This window comes from Variovorax sp. GW821-FHT10B04 (assembly GCF_059415645.1).
Genome location: NZ_JBWKNQ010000014.1, coordinates 23782 through 40260 on the forward strand (window position 1 = coordinate 23782; position 16479 = coordinate 40260).

General features: G+C 68.6%; 18 protein-coding genes. 11 read left to right on the forward strand and 7 right to left on the reverse strand.

Annotated elements, in window-relative coordinates:
• Nucleotides 1-6 precede the first annotated feature (6 nt).
• The 3 genes from AC07PZ_RS26755 to AC07PZ_RS26765 are packed head-to-tail and all read right to left on the reverse strand — an operon-like array spanning nucleotide 7 to nucleotide 3373.
• Nucleotides 7-1215, reverse strand: coding sequence for a sulfotransferase family protein (locus AC07PZ_RS26755; protein ID WP_495298201.1), 1209 nt, complete (start codon nucleotides 1213-1215; stop codon nucleotides 7-9).
• Entirely contained in the window at nucleotides 1203-1916 is a 714-nt protein-coding gene (locus tag AC07PZ_RS26760; protein WP_495298202.1) for a sulfotransferase family protein, read from the reverse strand. The genes AC07PZ_RS26755 and AC07PZ_RS26760 overlap by 13 nt, the downstream gene beginning before the upstream one ends.
• A complete protein-coding gene (locus AC07PZ_RS26765) occupies nucleotides 1910-3373 on the reverse strand; it encodes an ABC transporter ATP-binding protein (RefSeq protein WP_495298203.1) in 1464 nt (487 codons plus the stop codon). Before AC07PZ_RS26765 ends, AC07PZ_RS26760 begins: the two co-directional genes overlap by 7 nt.
• Nucleotides 3374-3602: 229 nt before the next feature.
• Between AC07PZ_RS26765 and AC07PZ_RS26770 the strand changes: the two genes are divergently transcribed.
• The 3 genes from AC07PZ_RS26770 (at nucleotide 3603) to AC07PZ_RS26780 (ending at nucleotide 6101) form a co-directional block, all read left to right on the forward strand.
• Nucleotides 3603-4088, forward strand: a complete 486-nt coding sequence (locus AC07PZ_RS26770) for a nuclear transport factor 2 family protein (RefSeq protein WP_495298204.1) — start codon at nucleotides 3603-3605, stop codon at nucleotides 4086-4088.
• Nucleotides 4089-4221: 133 nt separating this feature from the next.
• On the forward strand, nucleotides 4222-5418 hold the full coding sequence (locus tag AC07PZ_RS26775; RefSeq protein WP_495298205.1) for a sensor histidine kinase: 1197 nt from the start codon (nucleotides 4222-4224) through the stop codon (nucleotides 5416-5418).
• A complete protein-coding gene (locus tag AC07PZ_RS26780) occupies nucleotides 5415-6101 on the forward strand; it encodes a response regulator transcription factor (protein WP_495298206.1) in 687 nt (228 codons plus the stop codon). The genes AC07PZ_RS26775 and AC07PZ_RS26780 overlap by 4 nt, the downstream gene beginning before the upstream one ends.
• A 26-nt stretch (nucleotides 6102-6127) precedes the next feature.
• Here AC07PZ_RS26780 and AC07PZ_RS26785 read toward each other — a convergent pair whose 3' ends face one another.
• Both AC07PZ_RS26785 and AC07PZ_RS26790 read right to left on the reverse strand, forming a co-directional pair.
• Nucleotides 6128-6892, reverse strand: a complete 765-nt coding sequence (locus AC07PZ_RS26785) for an SDR family oxidoreductase (protein WP_495298207.1) — start codon at nucleotides 6890-6892, stop codon at nucleotides 6128-6130.
• Nucleotides 6893-7024: 132 nt separating this feature from the next.
• Nucleotides 7025-8008 carry a LysR family transcriptional regulator gene (locus tag AC07PZ_RS26790; RefSeq protein ID WP_495298208.1) on the reverse strand — a complete coding sequence of 328 codons (984 nt, stop codon included), beginning with the start codon at nucleotides 8006-8008 and terminating at the stop codon, nucleotides 7025-7027.
• A gap of 213 nt (nucleotides 8009-8221) precedes the next feature.
• Here AC07PZ_RS26790 and AC07PZ_RS26795 point away from each other — a divergent pair, with 213 nt between their 5' ends.
• From AC07PZ_RS26795 to cynS, 4 genes are read left to right on the forward strand one after another with little or no spacing between them, the layout of a single operon-like run.
• Entirely contained in the window at nucleotides 8222-9604 is a 1383-nt protein-coding gene (locus AC07PZ_RS26795) for a CmpA/NrtA family ABC transporter substrate-binding protein (RefSeq protein WP_495298209.1), read from the forward strand.
• 14 nt (nucleotides 9605-9618) lie between these two features.
• Complete coding sequence (gene ntrB / locus AC07PZ_RS26800) at nucleotides 9619-10497, forward strand: nitrate ABC transporter permease (protein WP_495298344.1); 879 nt, start codon at nucleotides 9619-9621, stop codon at nucleotides 10495-10497.
• Complete coding sequence (locus AC07PZ_RS26805) at nucleotides 10487-11284, forward strand: ABC transporter ATP-binding protein (protein ID WP_495298210.1); 798 nt, start codon at nucleotides 10487-10489, stop codon at nucleotides 11282-11284. The genes ntrB and AC07PZ_RS26805 overlap by 11 nt, the downstream gene beginning before the upstream one ends.
• Before the next feature lie 37 nt (nucleotides 11285-11321).
• On the forward strand, nucleotides 11322-11765 hold the full coding sequence (cynS, locus tag AC07PZ_RS26810; RefSeq protein WP_495298211.1) for a cyanase: 444 nt from the start codon (nucleotides 11322-11324) through the stop codon (nucleotides 11763-11765).
• Nucleotides 11766-11854: 89 nt separating this feature from the next.
• Here the strand turns inward: cynS and AC07PZ_RS26815 are convergent, their stop codons facing one another.
• The gene (locus tag AC07PZ_RS26815; protein ID WP_495298212.1) at nucleotides 11855-12553 is read right to left on the reverse strand and encodes a nucleotidyl transferase AbiEii/AbiGii toxin family protein; all 699 of its coding nucleotides are present in this window, start codon (nucleotides 12551-12553) and stop codon (nucleotides 11855-11857) included.
• Complete coding sequence (locus AC07PZ_RS26820) at nucleotides 12546-13049, reverse strand: helix-turn-helix domain-containing protein (protein WP_495298213.1); 504 nt, start codon at nucleotides 13047-13049, stop codon at nucleotides 12546-12548. The genes AC07PZ_RS26815 and AC07PZ_RS26820 overlap by 8 nt, the downstream gene beginning before the upstream one ends.
• A 355-nt stretch (nucleotides 13050-13404) precedes the next feature.
• On the opposite strand from AC07PZ_RS26820, the gene AC07PZ_RS26825 reads away from it, so the two are divergent.
• From AC07PZ_RS26825 to AC07PZ_RS26840, 4 genes are read left to right on the forward strand one after another with little or no spacing between them, the layout of a single operon-like run.
• Nucleotides 13405-13947, forward strand: coding sequence for a cupin domain-containing protein (locus AC07PZ_RS26825; protein ID WP_495298214.1), 543 nt, complete (start codon nucleotides 13405-13407; stop codon nucleotides 13945-13947).
• Nucleotides 13948-13955: 8 nt separating this feature from the next.
• Nucleotides 13956-14837, forward strand: coding sequence for an alpha/beta fold hydrolase (locus tag AC07PZ_RS26830; RefSeq protein ID WP_495298215.1), 882 nt, complete (start codon nucleotides 13956-13958; stop codon nucleotides 14835-14837).
• A complete protein-coding gene (locus AC07PZ_RS26835) occupies nucleotides 14834-15652 on the forward strand; it encodes an IclR family transcriptional regulator (protein ID WP_495298216.1) in 819 nt (272 codons plus the stop codon). Before AC07PZ_RS26830 ends, AC07PZ_RS26835 begins: the two co-directional genes overlap by 4 nt.
• Nucleotides 15649-16467, forward strand: a complete 819-nt coding sequence (locus tag AC07PZ_RS26840; RefSeq protein WP_495298217.1) for an aspartate dehydrogenase — start codon at nucleotides 15649-15651, stop codon at nucleotides 16465-16467. The genes AC07PZ_RS26835 and AC07PZ_RS26840 overlap by 4 nt, the downstream gene beginning before the upstream one ends.
• Nucleotides 16468-16479 lie beyond the last annotated feature (12 nt).

Here is a 16479-nt window from a genome sequence, read left to right on the forward strand (position 1 = left end):
GCAATCTCATGGGGTCGGAGCGGCGTCGCCGTCGCTGGGCGACTGCAGCTGCGACAGTGCGTCGAGCCGTTCGAGCGCCAGCCGTTGTGCCTCGGCCAGCGCGTTGTCTGTGGCGGCGATGCGTCGATGCAGCGCCTCGATTTCCTGCAGGCGTTCGATCGCCAGCCGGTCGGCCTCGCCGAGCGCGACGTCGGTCGCGGCGATGCGCGCGGACAGCGCCTGGATCTCGCCGAGCCTTTGCAGCGCCAGATGCTGCGCGTCGCTCAGCCCGGCTTCGGTCAGGGTCAGCCGCTGCTGCAGCCGCAACAGGCTCGCGTCGCTGACGGAGAGCTCGTCGGCGAACTGGAGGCGGGCGGTCATGCCCGTCCACGCGGTGCGCAGCCGCATCCAGTCCGGCGACAGCCCGAGCGCCGCGGCCGACGCGCCGCGCCGGCAGGCCGTCTGCAGCAGGGCGAAGGCGTGTTTCGGCAGGTCCGGCAATGCCGTCGGCGCGGGCAGGGCGGCTTCCGGTGTCGGCAGTTCCGCGGCGACGAACGCCCGGACGGCGGCTTCGCGCTCCGCCGGCATCGGCGGCAGGCCGCAGAACGCGGCGAGCCGCCGCGCGGTGGCGGGTGCGTCGGTCAGCAGGTCGTCGAAGTCGATCAGCATCGACGGCCGGTCCTGCGCCGAGTCGACCGCCGCCATCGTGTGGCCGGTCCAGAGCCAGGCGCTGCGCGACCAGCCGAAGCCGTCGCGGCGCGACAGCGACCGGCAGACGGCCGATGGCGAACGAATCGCCAGCACGTAGCGTTCGTCCAGGCCGCAGCGTGCAAAGGCGCGCTGCCAGAAGGGCAGCAGATGGCACAGGCGCGGGTCCTTCACGGCGAGCATCGGCTGGCCGCCGAGCTGCTGCATGAGCAGCGCGCAGGCCTCGTCGAGAAAGCCGTCGAGCGACGCGAGCGTGGTCGGGATCGGCGGCGCGAGCGATTCCCAGCGGCGGCCGAGCGCGGCGAGCATGCGCTCGTTCATCGCCACCAGGGCGCGGTCCTCGAAGTAGCCCTTGGCATTCCAGTCGTCGCCCGGATAGAGGTTGTCGCCCATCCAGACGCCGGCGGTCTGCAGCACGCCGGCCAGCGCGCTGGTGCCGCTGCGGTGCATGCCGAGGACCACGATGATCCGTGGCCGCGCGCCCGTGCGGATGCTCGTGTCCGTGCGCATGCCGCTCATGCCGTCCATGCCTTCCAGTCCGACAGGTCCTGCTGCAGGTAGTCCTCGAGGCGCTCGATCCGCGGCAGGTAGATGTCGCGCAGGGCAGGCAAAAGCGATGGGCGCAGCGGCATGCCGTCGCCTTCGAAAACCCTGGCCGGCGGGCGCCGGTCCGGGTGTGCCGCATCGAAGAATTCAGGCAGCGCCAGGTGGCGCAGCACACGGTTGGCGGTTGCCACGGGCGACGCGGCAATGGCTTCGTAGCGCAGTACCAGCAGTTGCGCGTCGCCGAACACCGCACGCCAGCGGCGCAGGCAGCCCTCGTAGTCGCCGCGTGCCAGTGAGCCTGCGGAGCGGAAGTGGTCTTCGAACCAGCGGTCGGACGCCTCTTCGTGCCGCATCTCGGCGCGGGCGAGCGCCATGCGCGCCGACGACCAGGCGCGCGCCATCGGGTTGCGGATCAGATAGACCAGCCGCAGCGCCGGAAAGTGGTGCCGGATGTCGCGGATCACGTTCTCCGGGAGGATCGCGTAGGCCGGCGTGATGTCGCCTTCGTGCTGCTGCGCATGCGTGAACAGGCCGCGGTACCAGTCGACGCTGCGTCCCGCCGTGTGGTCCCAGTAGTGCACCTCCTTGCCCGCGGGAAAGCCGATGGCCGGATGCAGCCGCAGCGTGTCGTGCAGCCAGGTCGTGCCGCTCTTCTGCGCGCCGATGCACAGGAAGCTCAGCATGCGGCGGCCTCTTCGTCGGACGGCGTCGGGGCCAGGGTGACGATCTCCGGCACGCAGGCGAAGTTGACGATGCCCGTCGCGTGCGGGGGCGCATCGTCCATCACGCCGAAGCAGCAGGCGTCGAGCAGCCGGTGCAGATGGCGGATCTCGCCGTCGATCTGGGCCGACACGCCCGCATTGAGGAAATAGATGCCGGCGTTGAGCAGGCACTTGAACTGGTATTCCACCCGCACCGCGGCACCGGCCGCCACGTCGGCCAGTCCACCGTCGAAGGCCTTGTGCGACGTGGCGCCGCCGAGCTCGACGCCCGTCGTGGTCTTGACCAGCATGCCGAAGCGCACGCCGCGCGCGGCTTCGGTGAAGCGGACGGTGTACGCATAGCGGTAGGTGCGGCCCGACACCAGCCGGTTCACCCGTTGGCCCGACAGCGTCTGGATGTGCGGGTCGTCGATGTGCGCGCCGCGGGATTCGTAGGCCACCGTGCTCGCGGGCCGCAGCGCGGGGTCGAAGCTCTCCTGCGGCGCATCGCGCTCCCGGGCGGCTGGGGATACGTTCGCCGGCAAGGTGAGCGCAGCCGGGGCGTGGGTGGGCGCCGTCGTCGCTGCCGGTGCCGGTGCCGCTGCCGGTGCCGCTGCAGGTGCGTCGCCGTCCTGCGCCATCGCGGCGATGGCGGCGCGCACGGCCGCCTGGCGTTCGGGCGGCGCGTAGAGCAGCTTTTGGTAGCGCCCGACGATCTGCCGCGGCGAGCCCGAGGCGAGCTTCTCGCCGCCGTCCATCAGGATGGCGCGGTCGCAGACCTCCAGCACCGTGGTGGACGAATGCGACACGAAAAGGATGGTCGCGCCCCGCGCACGCATCTGCTCGATGCGCCCGAAGCACTTGCGCTGGAAGAGTTCGTCGCCCACCGACAGCGCCTCGTCCACGACCAGGATGTCCGGGTCGACGCTGATCGCCACGGCGAATGCCAGGCGCACGAACATGCCGCTGGAATAGGTCTTGACCGGCTGCTCCAGGAAAGCGCCGATGTCGGCGAAGGCGGCGATGCGGTCCATGCGCGCCTCGACTTCGCCGTGGCTCAGCCCGAGCAGCGCACCGTTCATGAAGACGTTCTCGCGGCCGGTGAATTCGGGGTTGAAGCCCGAGCCCAGTTCGAGCAATGCCGAAACCCGGCCCTGCACGCGCACGGCGCCTGCGCTCGGTTGCATCACGCCGCAGACGATCTGCAGCAAGGTCGACTTGCCCGATCCGTTGCGCCCGACGATGCCGACCGCCTCGCCCCGCGCGATGTCGAAGCTCACGTCCTTCAACGCATCGAAGCTGCGGAAACAAGGCCGCGGTGCCAGGCCGGCCATCTGGCGCAGTGGCGCCAGCACGAGCTGGCGGAGCCTGTCCGCGGGAGCGTCGTAGATCTCGAACTGCTTGCTGACGTGCTGGACGCTGATGACTGGACTGTTCATTGCCGCGGGCTGCCCCGCCTGGAAACTGCTGGAAAGGCGCCGGGACGCCCTGGGCGAATGCGCACGAAAGCGTTCGAGGATAGCCCAGTGGCCGCCGCCGCTCGTCGGGCGGTCTTGTAGACAGATCTGTCTACTTGCGCTATCTTCCTGCGACCGGACGGCGTTCGATGCCGCCGGGCGCCGCGCGCGTGGCGCCGTCCCCTGTTCCGCTTCGACTTCGAGGATCCACATGTCCGCTTCTCCACCGATCGCTCCCGCGCCGCTGGTCCCGCCTTTCACGCACGACACGGCCGTGCGCAAGGTTCGTGGCGCCGAAGACGCCTGGAACTCCCGCGACCCCGATCGCGTGGCCGGCGTCTACACCGAGGACACCGTCTGGCGCAACCGCGCCGAGTTCCCCGTCGGGCGCGAGGCGGTGCGCGCCTTTCTGCAGCGCAAGTGGGCGCGCGAGCTCGACTACCGGTTGATCAAGGAGCTGTGGGCCTTCACGGACCATCGCATCGCGGTGCGCTTCGCCTATGAATTCCACGACGATTCCGGCCAGTGGTTCCGCAGCTATGGCAACGAGAACTGGGAATTCAATCCGCAAGGCCTGATGCAGCGCCGCTTCGCCAGCATCAACGACCTGCCGATCGCGCAAGCCGACCGGCTGTTCCATTGGCCGCTGGGCCGCCGGCCGGATGAGCATCCCGGTCTGAGCGACCTCGGTCTGTGACGGCTTGAAAAATCCTTGTTTTCCATTCTTTTAGGCCATTCGGGCATGTATCTGAAATAAATCCTGCAAAACCAGGATCAATGGATGCCGTGCTTCCAGCTCGTGTGGCACACCCATTGCATGCCCACCCCGCATGCACGACCAGGCCCTGACCCTGCCACGCACCGCGGATGCCGGTGTCGACCCGCTGTGGCGCCATCAGCTGAGCCTGTTGCTCGAATCGACCGGCGACGGCATCTTCGGCATCGATCTCGACGGGCATTGCATGTTCATCAATCGGGCTGGCGCGCAGTTGCTCGGCTGGCCGGCGGCCGAGGTCATCGGCCGCAACATGCACGAGCTGACGCACCACTCGCACCCGGACGGTTCGCACTACGCCGACACCGACTGCCCGATCTTCAACGCCTTCCGCCGCGGCCTGCCGTGCCGCATCGACACCGAGGTCTTCTGGCGGCGCGACGGCACGGCCTTCGCGGTCGAGTATTCGAGCCATCCGATCATGGACGAGGGGCTGGTGCGCGGCGCGGTCATCGCCTTCGTCGACATCACCGAGCGCAAGCGTGCCGCCGCCACGCTGCTGCAGGCGCGCCAGGAGCTGGAGCGGCGCGTGAGCGAACGCACGGCCGAGCTCAGCGCCGCGCTGCAGCAGGTGCGCGAGCTGTCGGCCTGGATGGACTCGGTGCGCGAAGAGGAGCGCACCCGCATCGCGCGCGAGGTGCACGACGAGCTCGGCAGCCTGCTGGTCGCGTTGAAGATGGACGTCAACTGGATCGGCAAGCGCCTGGGCGAACAGCAGGGCCGCGCGCCCGAGGCCGCGCAGGAGATGCGCCAGCAGATGCGCTGCAAGTGCAGCAACATGAGCGAGCTGATCGAACGCGCGGTCGACAACGTCGGCCGCATCATCACCGACCTGCGGCCCAGCATCCTCGACCACCAGGGCCTGTGGGCCGCGCTCGAATGGCAGGCGCACGAATTCGCGCAGTCGGCCGAACTCGCGCTCGCGTGGGACATGCAGGTCGACGACGCGCTCGAGCTGCCCGAGCCCGCCGCGATGGCCGTGTTCCGCATCTTCCAGGAGATGCTGAGCAACATCGGCCGCCATGCACGCGCCAGCCGGGCCGACATCCGCATCCGCACCGACGACGGCGTGCTCGACATGCGCGTGCGCGACGACGGCGTGGGCGCGCCGCCGCAGGCCTTCCATGCGCCGACCTCGTACGGCGTGCGCGGCATGCGCGAGCGCGCGCTGCACTTCGGTGGCGCGATCGAGATCGCCAGCGAACCCGGGCGGGGCAGCACCTTCAGGCTGCGGATGCCGCTGCCGCGATGACCAACCCCATCCGCGTCCTCATCGGCGACGACCACCGCATCGTGCGCGAAGGCCTGAAGCAGGTGCTGGGCGACGCGTCGAACGGCGCGCCCGAAATCGTTGTCTGCGCCGAAGCCCAGACCGGCCCCGAAGTCATCGCCCGCGTGGCCGAGCTGCAGGCGCAGGCCATGGCAGCCGGGCAGGGCGCCGCGCTCGACGTCGTGCTGCTCGACATCGCGCTGCCCGAGCGCGATGGCCTCGACGTGCTGCAGGCGTTGCGCGCGGCCTGGCCCACGCTGCCGGTGCTGATGCTGTCGACCTACCCGGAGCGGCAGTACGCGGTGCGCTGCATCAAGCTCGGCGCGGCCGGCTACCTGAACAAGAGCGCCGATGCCGACGCCATGGTCGCTGCCGTGCGCAAGGCCGCGTCCGGCGGCATCTATGTGTCGGCCGCCACGGCCGACGCGCTGGCTGCGGCGGTCGGCAAGGCGTCGGCGACGGAGGCGCTGTCGCACCGCGAGCACCAGGTGTTCCGGCTGCTCACGGCCGGCCACAGCGTCGGCGAGATCGGCACGCAGCTGGGGCTGGCCGCCAACACGGTCAGCACCTACCGCGCACGCATCCTGGAGAAGACCGGCACCAAGAACGATGTGGAACTCGCGCTGTACGCCGAGCGCCACGGCAAGTCGCCGCGCGCAGGCTGACTTGGTGCACCCGGCGGCCCGGCCGCTCAGCCTTGCTGCGTCGGCATGACCACGACCTGTTGCAGGTTCACGTGCTTCGGCAGCGACACCAGAAAGCCGAGCACCTCGGCGACGTCCTCGGGCTGCAGGAATTCCATCGTCTGCGCCGCGCCGGCCAGCCAGTCCTTCGCGCCCTGGAAGGTGACGTGCCCCTGCAGTTCGGTCGCGACGATGCCTGGCTCGATCATCGCGACGCGGATGTTCTTCGGGCCGAGTTCGATGCGCATGTGCCGCGTCAGGTGGCTCACGTAGGCCTTGGTGGCGCTGTACGTCGCGAAGTACGGAAACAGGTACTGCGCCGCGATCGACGAGGTGTTGATCAGGTCCACCGTGGCGCCTTCGGCCGCGGCCTGCACGAGCTGCGGCACGAAGGCATGGACGACCCGCATCACGCCCGTCACGTTCAGGTCGATCTGCTGTTCCCATTCGGCGAGCTTGCGTTCCTCGATGGCGCCGGGAAGCATCACGCCGGCGTTGTTGAACAGCAGGTCGGTGCGGCCGTAGGCGGCCGCGACTTCGGCTGCCGCGGCGTCGACCGATGCCTGGTCGGTGACGTCGACCGCGAGGGCGATCGCCTCGCCGCCCGCGCTGCGGATGTCCGCGACCAGCTGGTCGAGCGTTTCCTTGCGGCGCGCCAGCACGGCGACCTTGGCGCCGCGCGACGCGAGCAGCCATGCGGATGCGCGGCCGATGCCGCTCGATGCGCCGGTGACGACGGCGACGCGGCCTGCCAGGGTGTGGTTGTCGATCATGAAGAACTCCTCGGTGTTGACGCCCGGCGTGATTGCCGGCCTGGGCGCAACTTTAGGAGTCGGGTGACAACCTGCGAAGTCTCTGGACGGCGTTTCATCGACAACCTGAAGTTGCCATCGAACGCCGCAGGCCTAGGATTTCTTCCGGCCCGGCGCTGCTTTTCTGGCCGGCCGAAAAGCCTTCTCGAGCGAGCGCAACTGCGCAGCCGGCACCCTGTACGCGTCGCTGCCCAGGAGCCGCGCAACCGCGAAGTCGATGAAGCGGCGCACCCGGCCCGGCATGTCGGCGCGCTGCGCAAAGTAGATGTACAGCCCCATGCGCTCGCTGACGTGCGCGGCCAGCACCGGCACCAGCGCGCCGCCGCGGATGGCCGCCGCGGCGTTGATGCTGTCGATCTGCCCGATGCCCATGCCGGCGAGCACGGCGTGCATCTCCGTCTCGGGCTCGCTGCTGCACAGCACGGCGGGCAGATGCCTGTGGATCATTTCGCCATCGACATCGAACTCCCAAGGCACCGGTCGGCCGGTGCCCGGCTGGCGGTAGCCGGTACAGCGGTGCTGCAGCAGGTCCTGCAGCGAGACCGGAACGCCGTGCGCCGCCAGGTAGGCCGGCGATGCGCAGGCGATCTGCTGGATGCCGAACAGCCGCCGAACCACGACCTGTGCTTCCGGCGCCATGCCCGCGCGGAAGCCGACGTCGATGCGGCCGTCGACCAGGTCGGTGAAGCGTTCTTCCATCAGCAGGTCGACCTGGATCGACGGATGCAGCGCCTGGAACTCCGCGAGCAACGGCATCAGCACCTTGCGGCCGACCGAGCCGGCGGCGCTGATGCGGATCAACCCCTCGTCGTCGGTCACGGCGCTGCGGGCGCGCGAGATCGCCTCGACCAGGCCGTCGAGGTTCGGCTTGGCGGACGCCAGCAGCCGTTCGCCGTCTTCGGTCAGCGAGCTGTTGCGCGTGGTGCGGTGGAACAGGCGCACGCCCAGGTGCTGTTCCAGCTGGCGGATGGTCTTGCTCACGGCCTGCGGCGTGGTCGCCTGCGCCTCGGCCGCCTTGCGGAAGCTGCCCAGTTCGGCGGTGCGCACAAAAATGGAGATGGCTCTCAATGCGTCCATGGTGGAACCTCAAACGTACGTCGTCGATGACAGCGCCGAGCCTACCGCCTGCGGAGGAGCCGGCGCCGTCGGCGAGCGTGCCCGGGGCGCCTTGTAGTGCTGCCCCTACACGGCATCGACGGACCGCGCACGATTTGCGGTGGCCGGCGTGCGAAGCCGCCGAACCGGCCCGGCGCTTGCAATGCGCACTGCATCTTTTCAACGAGGTGCACCATGTCACGACAGCCGGAATCGACGCCCCACGCCAACGACCCGTACGACGCCGACCAGCCCTTGCGGCTGCGTTGTTCGTGCGGCCAGGACCATGCGCCCGCGCAGCACGCCAGCGCCACGGCCGGCATGGAAGCGGGGCTGCATGCCAAGCTCGAAGCGAGCCTGATGAAGGCGCTGTTCCCGGTCGACAGCGTGCGCCGCCAGTTCCTGCGCGCGGTCGGTGCCGGCACGGCGCGCGCGGCCATCGCGTCGCTGGTGCCGATGGGCGCGCTGAAGGCCATGGCGCAAGAGGCCGGCCCGCTCGAGAAGAAGGACCTGAAGATCGGCTTCATACCGATCACCTGCGCCACGCCGCTGATCATGGCGCACCCGCTGGGCTTCTATCGGCAGCAGGGCCTGAACGTCGAAGTCGTCAAGACGGCGGGCTGGGCGCTGATCCGCGACAAGATGCTCAACAAGGAATACGACGCCACGCACTTCCTGTCGCCGATGCCGCTGGCCATCGCGATGGGCGTGGGTTCGAACGCGACGCCGATGAACGTCGCCACCATCCAGAACACCAACGGCCAGGCGATCACGCTGGCCAACAAGCACAAGGACAAGCGCGACCCGAAGCTGTGGAAGGGCTTCAAGTTCGCGGTGCCCTTCGAATACAGCATGCACAACTTCCTGCTGCGCTACTACGTGGCGGAAGCGGGCCTCAACCCCGACACCGACATCCAGATCCGCGTGGTGCCGCCGGCCGAGATGGTGGCCAACCTGCGCGCCGGCAACATCGACGGCTACCTCGGCCCCGACCCTTTCAACCAGCGCGCGGTGTTCGAGGAAGTGGGCTTCATCCACATCCTGACCAAGGACATCTGGGACGGCCATCCTTGTTGTGCGTTCGGCAGCTCGACCGAGTTCATCCAGAAGAACCCGAACACCTTCGCCGCGCTGTACCGCGCGGTGCTCACCGCATCGGCGATGGCGCGCAAGCCCGAGAACCGCGAGCTGATCGCCAAGGTGATCGCGCCCGCGCAGTACCTCAACCAGCCCGAGACCGTGCTCACGCAGGTGCTGACCGGCCGCTTTGCCGACGGCCTGGGCAACATCCGCAACGTGCCGACGCGCGCCGACTTCGACCCGATCCCGTGGCAGTCGATGGCGGTCTGGATGCTCACGCAGATGAAGCGCTGGGGCTACGTGAAGGGCGAGGTCGACTACAGGCAGATCGCCGAAAAGGTCTTCCTGCTGACCGACGCCAAGAAGCAGATGAAGGCGATCGGCCAGACCCCGCCCGAGGGCGCCTACCCCAAGTTCACCATCATGGGCAAGGTGTTCGACCCGTCGAAGCCCGACGACTACGCCAAGAGCTTCGCCATCCACAAGATGGCGGCCTGATGGGGCCGCGTGCGATGCGCATGAGCCTGAACCTGCGCGCGGCGTTGCTGTCGCTGCTGCTGCTGGCCGCGTTCCTCGGCATCTGGCAACTGGCGACCATGCCAGCCGGCGGCCCCGCGGTCCCCGCGGTCACGCTGACGCCCGAGCAGATCGAATACCAGAAGATGCTCGGCAAGGACCCGGCGGCCGGTGCGCAGGGTCAGGCCAAGGCCTCGGGCTTTCCGACGCCCGCGGCCATGGGCGCGACCGCCTGGGCGCAACTGCGCGACCCGTTCTACGACAACGGCCCCAACGACAAGGGCATCGCGATCCAGCTCGCCTGGTCGCTCGGCCGCGTGGCGCTGGGCTTTGCGCTGGCCTGCGTGGTGGCGGTGCCGCTGGGCTTCGTCATCGGCATGTCGCCGCTGCTGCGCAAGGCCTTCGACCCCTTCATCCAGGTGCTCAAGCCGATCTCGCCGCTGGCCTGGATGCCGCTCGCGCTCTACACGATCAAGGACTCGTCGATCAGCGGCATCTTCGTGATCTTCATCTGCTCGGTCTGGCCGATGCTGTTGAACACGGCCTTCGGCGTGGCGTCGGTCAAGCGCGAGTGGCTCAACGTGGCGAGCACGCTCGAAGTCAAGCCGATGCGCAAGGCCTTCCGCGTGATCTTGCCCGCCGCCGCGCCGACCATCCTCACCGGCATGCGCATCAGCATGGGCATCGCCTGGCTGGTGATCGTCGCGGCCGAGATGCTGGTCGGCGGCACCGGCATCGGCTACTTCGTGTGGAACGAGTGGAACAACCTGTCGCTGACCAACGTGATCTTCGCGATCCTGGTGATCGGCGTGGTCGGCATGCTGCTCGACCTGGCCTTCGCGGCCCTGCAACGCAAGGTGACCTATGCCGAGTGATTTCTTGCGCGTCGAGAAGCTCGGCAAGTCGTATGTGCCTGCGCGCCCGGTGTTCGCCGACGTGTCCTTCACCATGGAGCGCGGCGAGTTCGTCTGCATCATCGGCCACTCGGGCTGCGGCAAGACGACCATCCTGAACGTGCTGGCCGGGCTCGACACCGCCAGCACCGGCCACGCCTTCATGGACGGCCGCGAGATCGTCGGCCCGAGCCTGTCGCGCGGCGTCGTGTTCCAGAGCCACGCGCTGATGCCGTGGCTCAGCGTGCGCCGCAATATCGCCTTCGCGGTCGAATCGCGCTGGCCCGAATGGAAGGCCGCGCAGGTCGATGAACACGTCGAGCGCTTCGTTGCGCTGGTCGGGTTGCAGGGCGCGATCGACAAGAAGCCGTCGCAGCTCTCGGGCGGCATGAAGCAGCGCGTCGGCATCGCGCGCGCCTTCGCGATCCAGCCGCGGATGCTGCTGCTGGACGAGCCCTTCGGCGCGCTCGATGCGCTCACGCGCGGCACCATCCAGGACGAGCTCATCGGCATCGTGCGGCAGACGCAGCAGACCGTCTTCATGATCACGCACGACGTCGACGAAGCCATCCTGCTGGCCGACCGCATCCTGCTGATGCGCAATGGCGCCGACACGCCCGCTGGCTACCAGCCCGGCAGCGTGGCGGCCACCGTCGTCAACCCGCTGCCGCGCGAGCGCACGCGCGCCGGCCTGCATCACCTGGCGGGCTACTACCCGCTGCGCAACCAGATCGTCGATTTCCTCATCGGCCGCGCCGTCGCGGCCTGACCTTTTCACCTTCCTCATGTCACAAGGAGCCATCACCATGAACCGCAACGAAGTCACCGAAAAGATCATCACCGCCAAGGTTGCCAAGGGCATCCAGTGGGCCGACGTCGCCACGAAAGTCGGCCTGTCGAAGGAATGGACCACGGCCGGCTGCCTCGGCCAGATGACCTTCGACGCGCCGCAGGCCGCCGTCATCGGCGAGATCTTCGGTCTGACCGACGAGGAGCAGAAGTGGCTGCAGGTCGTGCCGTACAAGGGCTCGCTGCCCACGCCGGTGCCGACCGATCCGCTGATCTACCGCTGGTATGAAATCGTCAGCGTGTACGGCACGACGATCAAGGAACTGATCCACGAGGAATTCGGCGACGGCATCATGAGCGCGATCGACTTCAGCATGGACATCCAGCGCACCGCCGACCCGAAGGGCGACCGCGTGAACGTGGTGCTGTCGGGCAAGTTCCTGCCGTACAAGACGTATTGATTGGATGGGGCCGCGCCTCGTGCTCCGGCTGCTGCTCCCTCTCCCTCCGGGAGAGGGCTGGGGTGAGGGCGGTACCCGCGCAACGCCAGCTATCGCCTCGAAAGCACGTCCTTGATCCGCTGCCTCACCCATGCCGGCGCTGTCGTCATCCGCATAGCCTCCATGCATTGCGCGAGCCGGCCGTCGCGCGCCAACAGCCGCTCCCCAGCGCGGCGCAGATCGGCCTCCACACTGTTGCCATACGCAGCGGCGGCCTTGTCCTTGGCCCGCCGAAGAAGCGCTGCATCGGGCTGCATCATGGCGAGATCGATCAAGTCGCGACTGAAAACACTGTCGTCCGCCCAACGATCGGAATTGGCCAGCAGCTTTCCTGCCGCCATGTCGAGCGGCGTCAAGGTCGACACCCCCGCGATCCGGTCGTCATCACGGGGAGCCTCGAGCGAGATACGCCCTTCCAGCACGATCTCGAACTTGATGCCCACGCCGCCGGCATCGACGATGGTGCGAATGCCGTACTGATCCGCACGCACCTCGCGCAGCTGCGTCAGGCGACCGTCCTTGCGAGCAACGGCTTGCACGCCGTCCGTACCGGTCATCTTCTGGCGGAGCTGCCGGTAGCCGTCGATGTCGGACACCAAAAAATCGATGTCGACGGATTCGCGGTACTCGCCATAACGCAGCGCCATGGCGGTACCGCCGCCAAAGAGGCACCCACAAGCGCGCAGCAAAGGTGCATCAAGTGCCAGCAACACCGACTCGATGCGTTGATGGTGAACGCGCTCAAACAAGAAGATGCCCCTTGCCCAAGGTTGCAACGAGGCGGTCGATCAGTGCCTGCTCGGCCGGCTCGAGGTGCGCGCGGTCGACGTGCCGCCAATTGCGCTCGTAGAGCGAAAAGGCGGTTTCCGGCGGGAGTTCGACCGCGCCCGGCAGGTGCCATGCGAGTTGCCGGAGCTGCGGGTAATCGGCAAGCCGGATGGGGGCGGGAAGTCCGGTCGGTTGTGCGTGCGGAACAGCCGACGCCTGTGAGGTCTGTGGGCTGTCCTCCGGTGCGGTCAACTCAAAGCCCATGCCCAGCGCGGCCATCGCATTGAGATACGCGCCCATGGTGACGGACGCTTCTCCACGCTCGATGCGATGGAGCGTGACGCGAGACATGCCGGCTGCCTCGGCCATGGTGGTTGCATTGATGCGGAATTGCTTGCGGCGGGCGCGAAGCGTGACGCCTATCGCGGCGAGACGGGCGGTGACTGGGGCGGCAAGTTGCGGGGAGGCGGCTGGCATTGCTGCTCATTCTAGTCATAAAGGGGTGATTGACTGAAATGAGAAACATATTAAGAGCGTCGGGGCTGCCCTCACCCCAGCCCTCTCCCGGCGGGAGAGGGAGCAACAGCCGGAGAGCGCGCCACCAATCAACCGAAGCCTCATGGCCCCCCTGGCCTCCCGCGCCCGGCGCCGGAGGCCTTTTTCGTTTCACCCGGAAAACATGGGTGAGAGGAACGCTCGGGCTTGTTGATCCAACGCAAGACTTCGCCGGATCGCTTGATATTCTTTGGGCTGTTGTTTCATTGATAGATCACTGTTTTATCAGTGAAACAAACGAACCGAGACAAGCCCAGCATCAACCCAAGGAACACCCATGAGCGACATGTCCGATCAGCCCACTCTCCAGCCAGCGGCCAGCTGGGAGCGCCCCGAAGGCGCGAGCCTCGACGCGTGGATGAGCACCCGCATCGCGCGCTACGCGACCCGCAAGTACGACTGGGACGCGCTGAAGTTCCAGGCCGACTTCGACCCGAAATACCGTCGCGCGCAGATGCGCTATGTCGGCACCGGCGGCACCGGCGTCGCGAAGGACGTGAACACGGTGGCGGCCGAGAACTTCACCTTCTCGACCATGGTGATTCCGGCCGGCCACGAAGGCCCGTCGCACCTGCACACCGATGTGGAAGAGGTGTTCTTCCTGATCCGCGGCAAGCTGAAGGTCGTCATCGAGAAGGACGGCGAGCGCTTCGAAACCATCATGACCGACCGCGACCTGATCTCGGTGCCGCCCGGCGTCTACCGCGAAGAGATCAACATCGGCGATGAGGACGCGCTCATGTGCGTGATGCTCGGCGCGAAGAAGCCGGTCACGCCGACCTATCCGGCGGACCATCCGCTGGCCAGCATCAAGCGCTGAGCGCATCGATGAACGACGTTGCTGTCGACGCCGACGCGCTGGCGCGCATGGCCCGCGGCTTTGCGCAGCGGCAGGTCGCCGTCGGCCGGCCGGATGCACAGGTCGCGCAGATCACGGTGCGCGAATGCGGGCCGCGCGACGGCGCCGCCAGCGCGCCGGTGCTGGTCTGCCTGCACGGCATCGGCTCCGGGTCGGCGTCGTGGTGGCCCGTGGCCGACCGGCTCGCGCCGCATGCACGCGTCATCGCCTGGGACGCGCCGGGTTACGGCGCGTCAACGCCGCTCGAATCGCCTCGACCGACCGCGCACGACTACGCCAGCCGTCTGCACGCGCTGCTCGATGCCATGGACATCCACCGCTGCGTGCTGGTCGGCCATTCGCTCGGCGCCTTTGCGGCGGCTGCCACGGCGCGGGCGCTCGGGGCCGAGCGCGTCGCCCGGCTGGTCTTGATCAGCCCGGCGCGTGGCTACGGCAGCGCCGATCGTGCCGCGCGCAGCGCCGAAGTCCGCAGCGAGCGGCTCGCCACGCTGGAGGCGCTGGGCATCGCCGGCATGGCGGCGCAGCGCACCGGGCGCCTGCTGTCCGACGGTGCGGACGACGCGGCCCGCGCCTGGGTCCGCTGGAACATGGCGCGGTTGAACGACGGCGGCTACCGCCAGGCGATCGAGCTGCTGTGCGGCGACGACCTGCTGCGCCACCTGCCGCCACCCGTGCCGTGCGAGGTGTTCTGCGGCTCGCTCGACGTGGTCACGCCGCCATCGGCCTGCGCCGAAATCGCCGCGGCCTGCGGCGTGGCGCTGCAATCCATCCCGGCCGCAGGCCACGCGTCCTATCTTGAACAGCCGGGACTCGTCGCCCAGGCCCTGCTGCGCAACGCGCCGATGCCATGACCGAAGAAGAATCGCCCGACCGCTACACCGTGCCCGCACTCGAACGGGGGCTGCGCATCCTGAGCGAATTCAGCCGGGACAACCGCACGCTGTCGGCGCCCGATCTGGCGCGGCGCTTCGACCTGCCGCGCTCCACCGTGTTCCGGCTGCTCAACACGCTGGAAAACATGGGCTTCATCGAGCGCGCCGACGGCGGCCGCGACTATCGGCTCGGCCTGGCCGTGCTGCGCCTCGGCTTCGAGTACCTCAATTCGCTGGAGCTGACCGAGCTGGGCCAGCCGCTGCTGCGCCGGCTCTGCGACGAGATCCGCTATCCCTGCAACCTCGGCGTGCGCGACGGCCGTTCGATCGTCTACGTCGCCAAGGTGTCGCCGCCGACACCGTTCAACAGCGCAGTCAGCGTCGGCACCCGCATGCCGGCGCACGCGACCGTGCTCGGCCGCATCCTGCTGGAGGAACTCGACCTGCCGGCGTTGCAGGCGCTGTTCCCCGAAGACGTGCTCGAGAGCTTTTCGGACAGCACGCCGCGCACCGTGAGTGCGCTGTTCGACATGGTGCAGGCCGACCGCCAGCGTGGCTACGTGCTGGGCGAGGCCTTCTTCGAATCGCACGTGTCGGCCGTCGCGGCGCCGGTGCGCGACCACACCGGCCACATCGTGGCCGCACTCGGCGCCACCATCACCGCCGGCCGCATCGACGAGGCCGGCGCCGACGAACTGGTGGCGCGTGTGCGCGCCACGGCCGACGAGCTGTCGGGCCTGCTGAACCACCAACCCTCCCTGGCGCGAGCCACATCCCGTACAGGTAGCACATGACGCATTCGATCCACACCGCCCGCATTGCACTCGTCGGCTGCGGCGCCATCGGCACCGCGCTGCTCGAACTCATCCGGCACGACCAGCGCCTGCAGGTCGCGGCCATCGTCGCGTCGGCCACCGGCGCCGCGCAGGCGACCGCCGTGGCGCGGGCGCTGGCGCCGGCTGCCACCGTGGTGCAGGCCGTGCCCCACGAAGGCATCGATCTCGTGATCGAGGCCGCCGGCCACGGCGCCATCGCGCAGCACGTGCTGCCGGCGCTGGCGCGCGGCGTGCCGTGCGTGGTGGCGTCCGTCGGTGCGCTCGCCGTCGCGGGCCTGCCCGAGCAGCTCGAAGCCGCGGCGCGGCAAGGCGGCACCCAGGTGCAGCTGATTGCCGGCGCCATCGGCGGCATCGACGCGCTGTCGGCCGCCGCCGTCGGTGGGCTGGCCCATGTGCGCTACACCGGCCGCAAGCCGCCGCTGGCATGGAAGGGCACGCCCGCCGACGCCGCCCACGACCTCGGCGCGCTGCGCGAGGCCACGGTGATCTTCGAAGGCAGCGCGCGCGAGGCCGCCACGCTGTACCCCAAGAACGCCAACGTCGCGGCCACCGTGTCCCTGGCCGGGCTCGGCCTCGACGCGACCCGCGTGCGGCTCATCGCCGACCCGGCCGTCAGCGAGAACACGCACGAGCTCGAAGCCGAAGGCGCCTTCGGCAGCTTCGAGCTGCGCATGCGCAACAAGCCGTTGCCGGCCAACCCGAAGTCGTCGGCACTGACCGTCTACAGCGCGGTGCGCGCCTTGCGCAACCGCGTGGCCGCGCTCGCTCTGTGAACCTTTCCACCT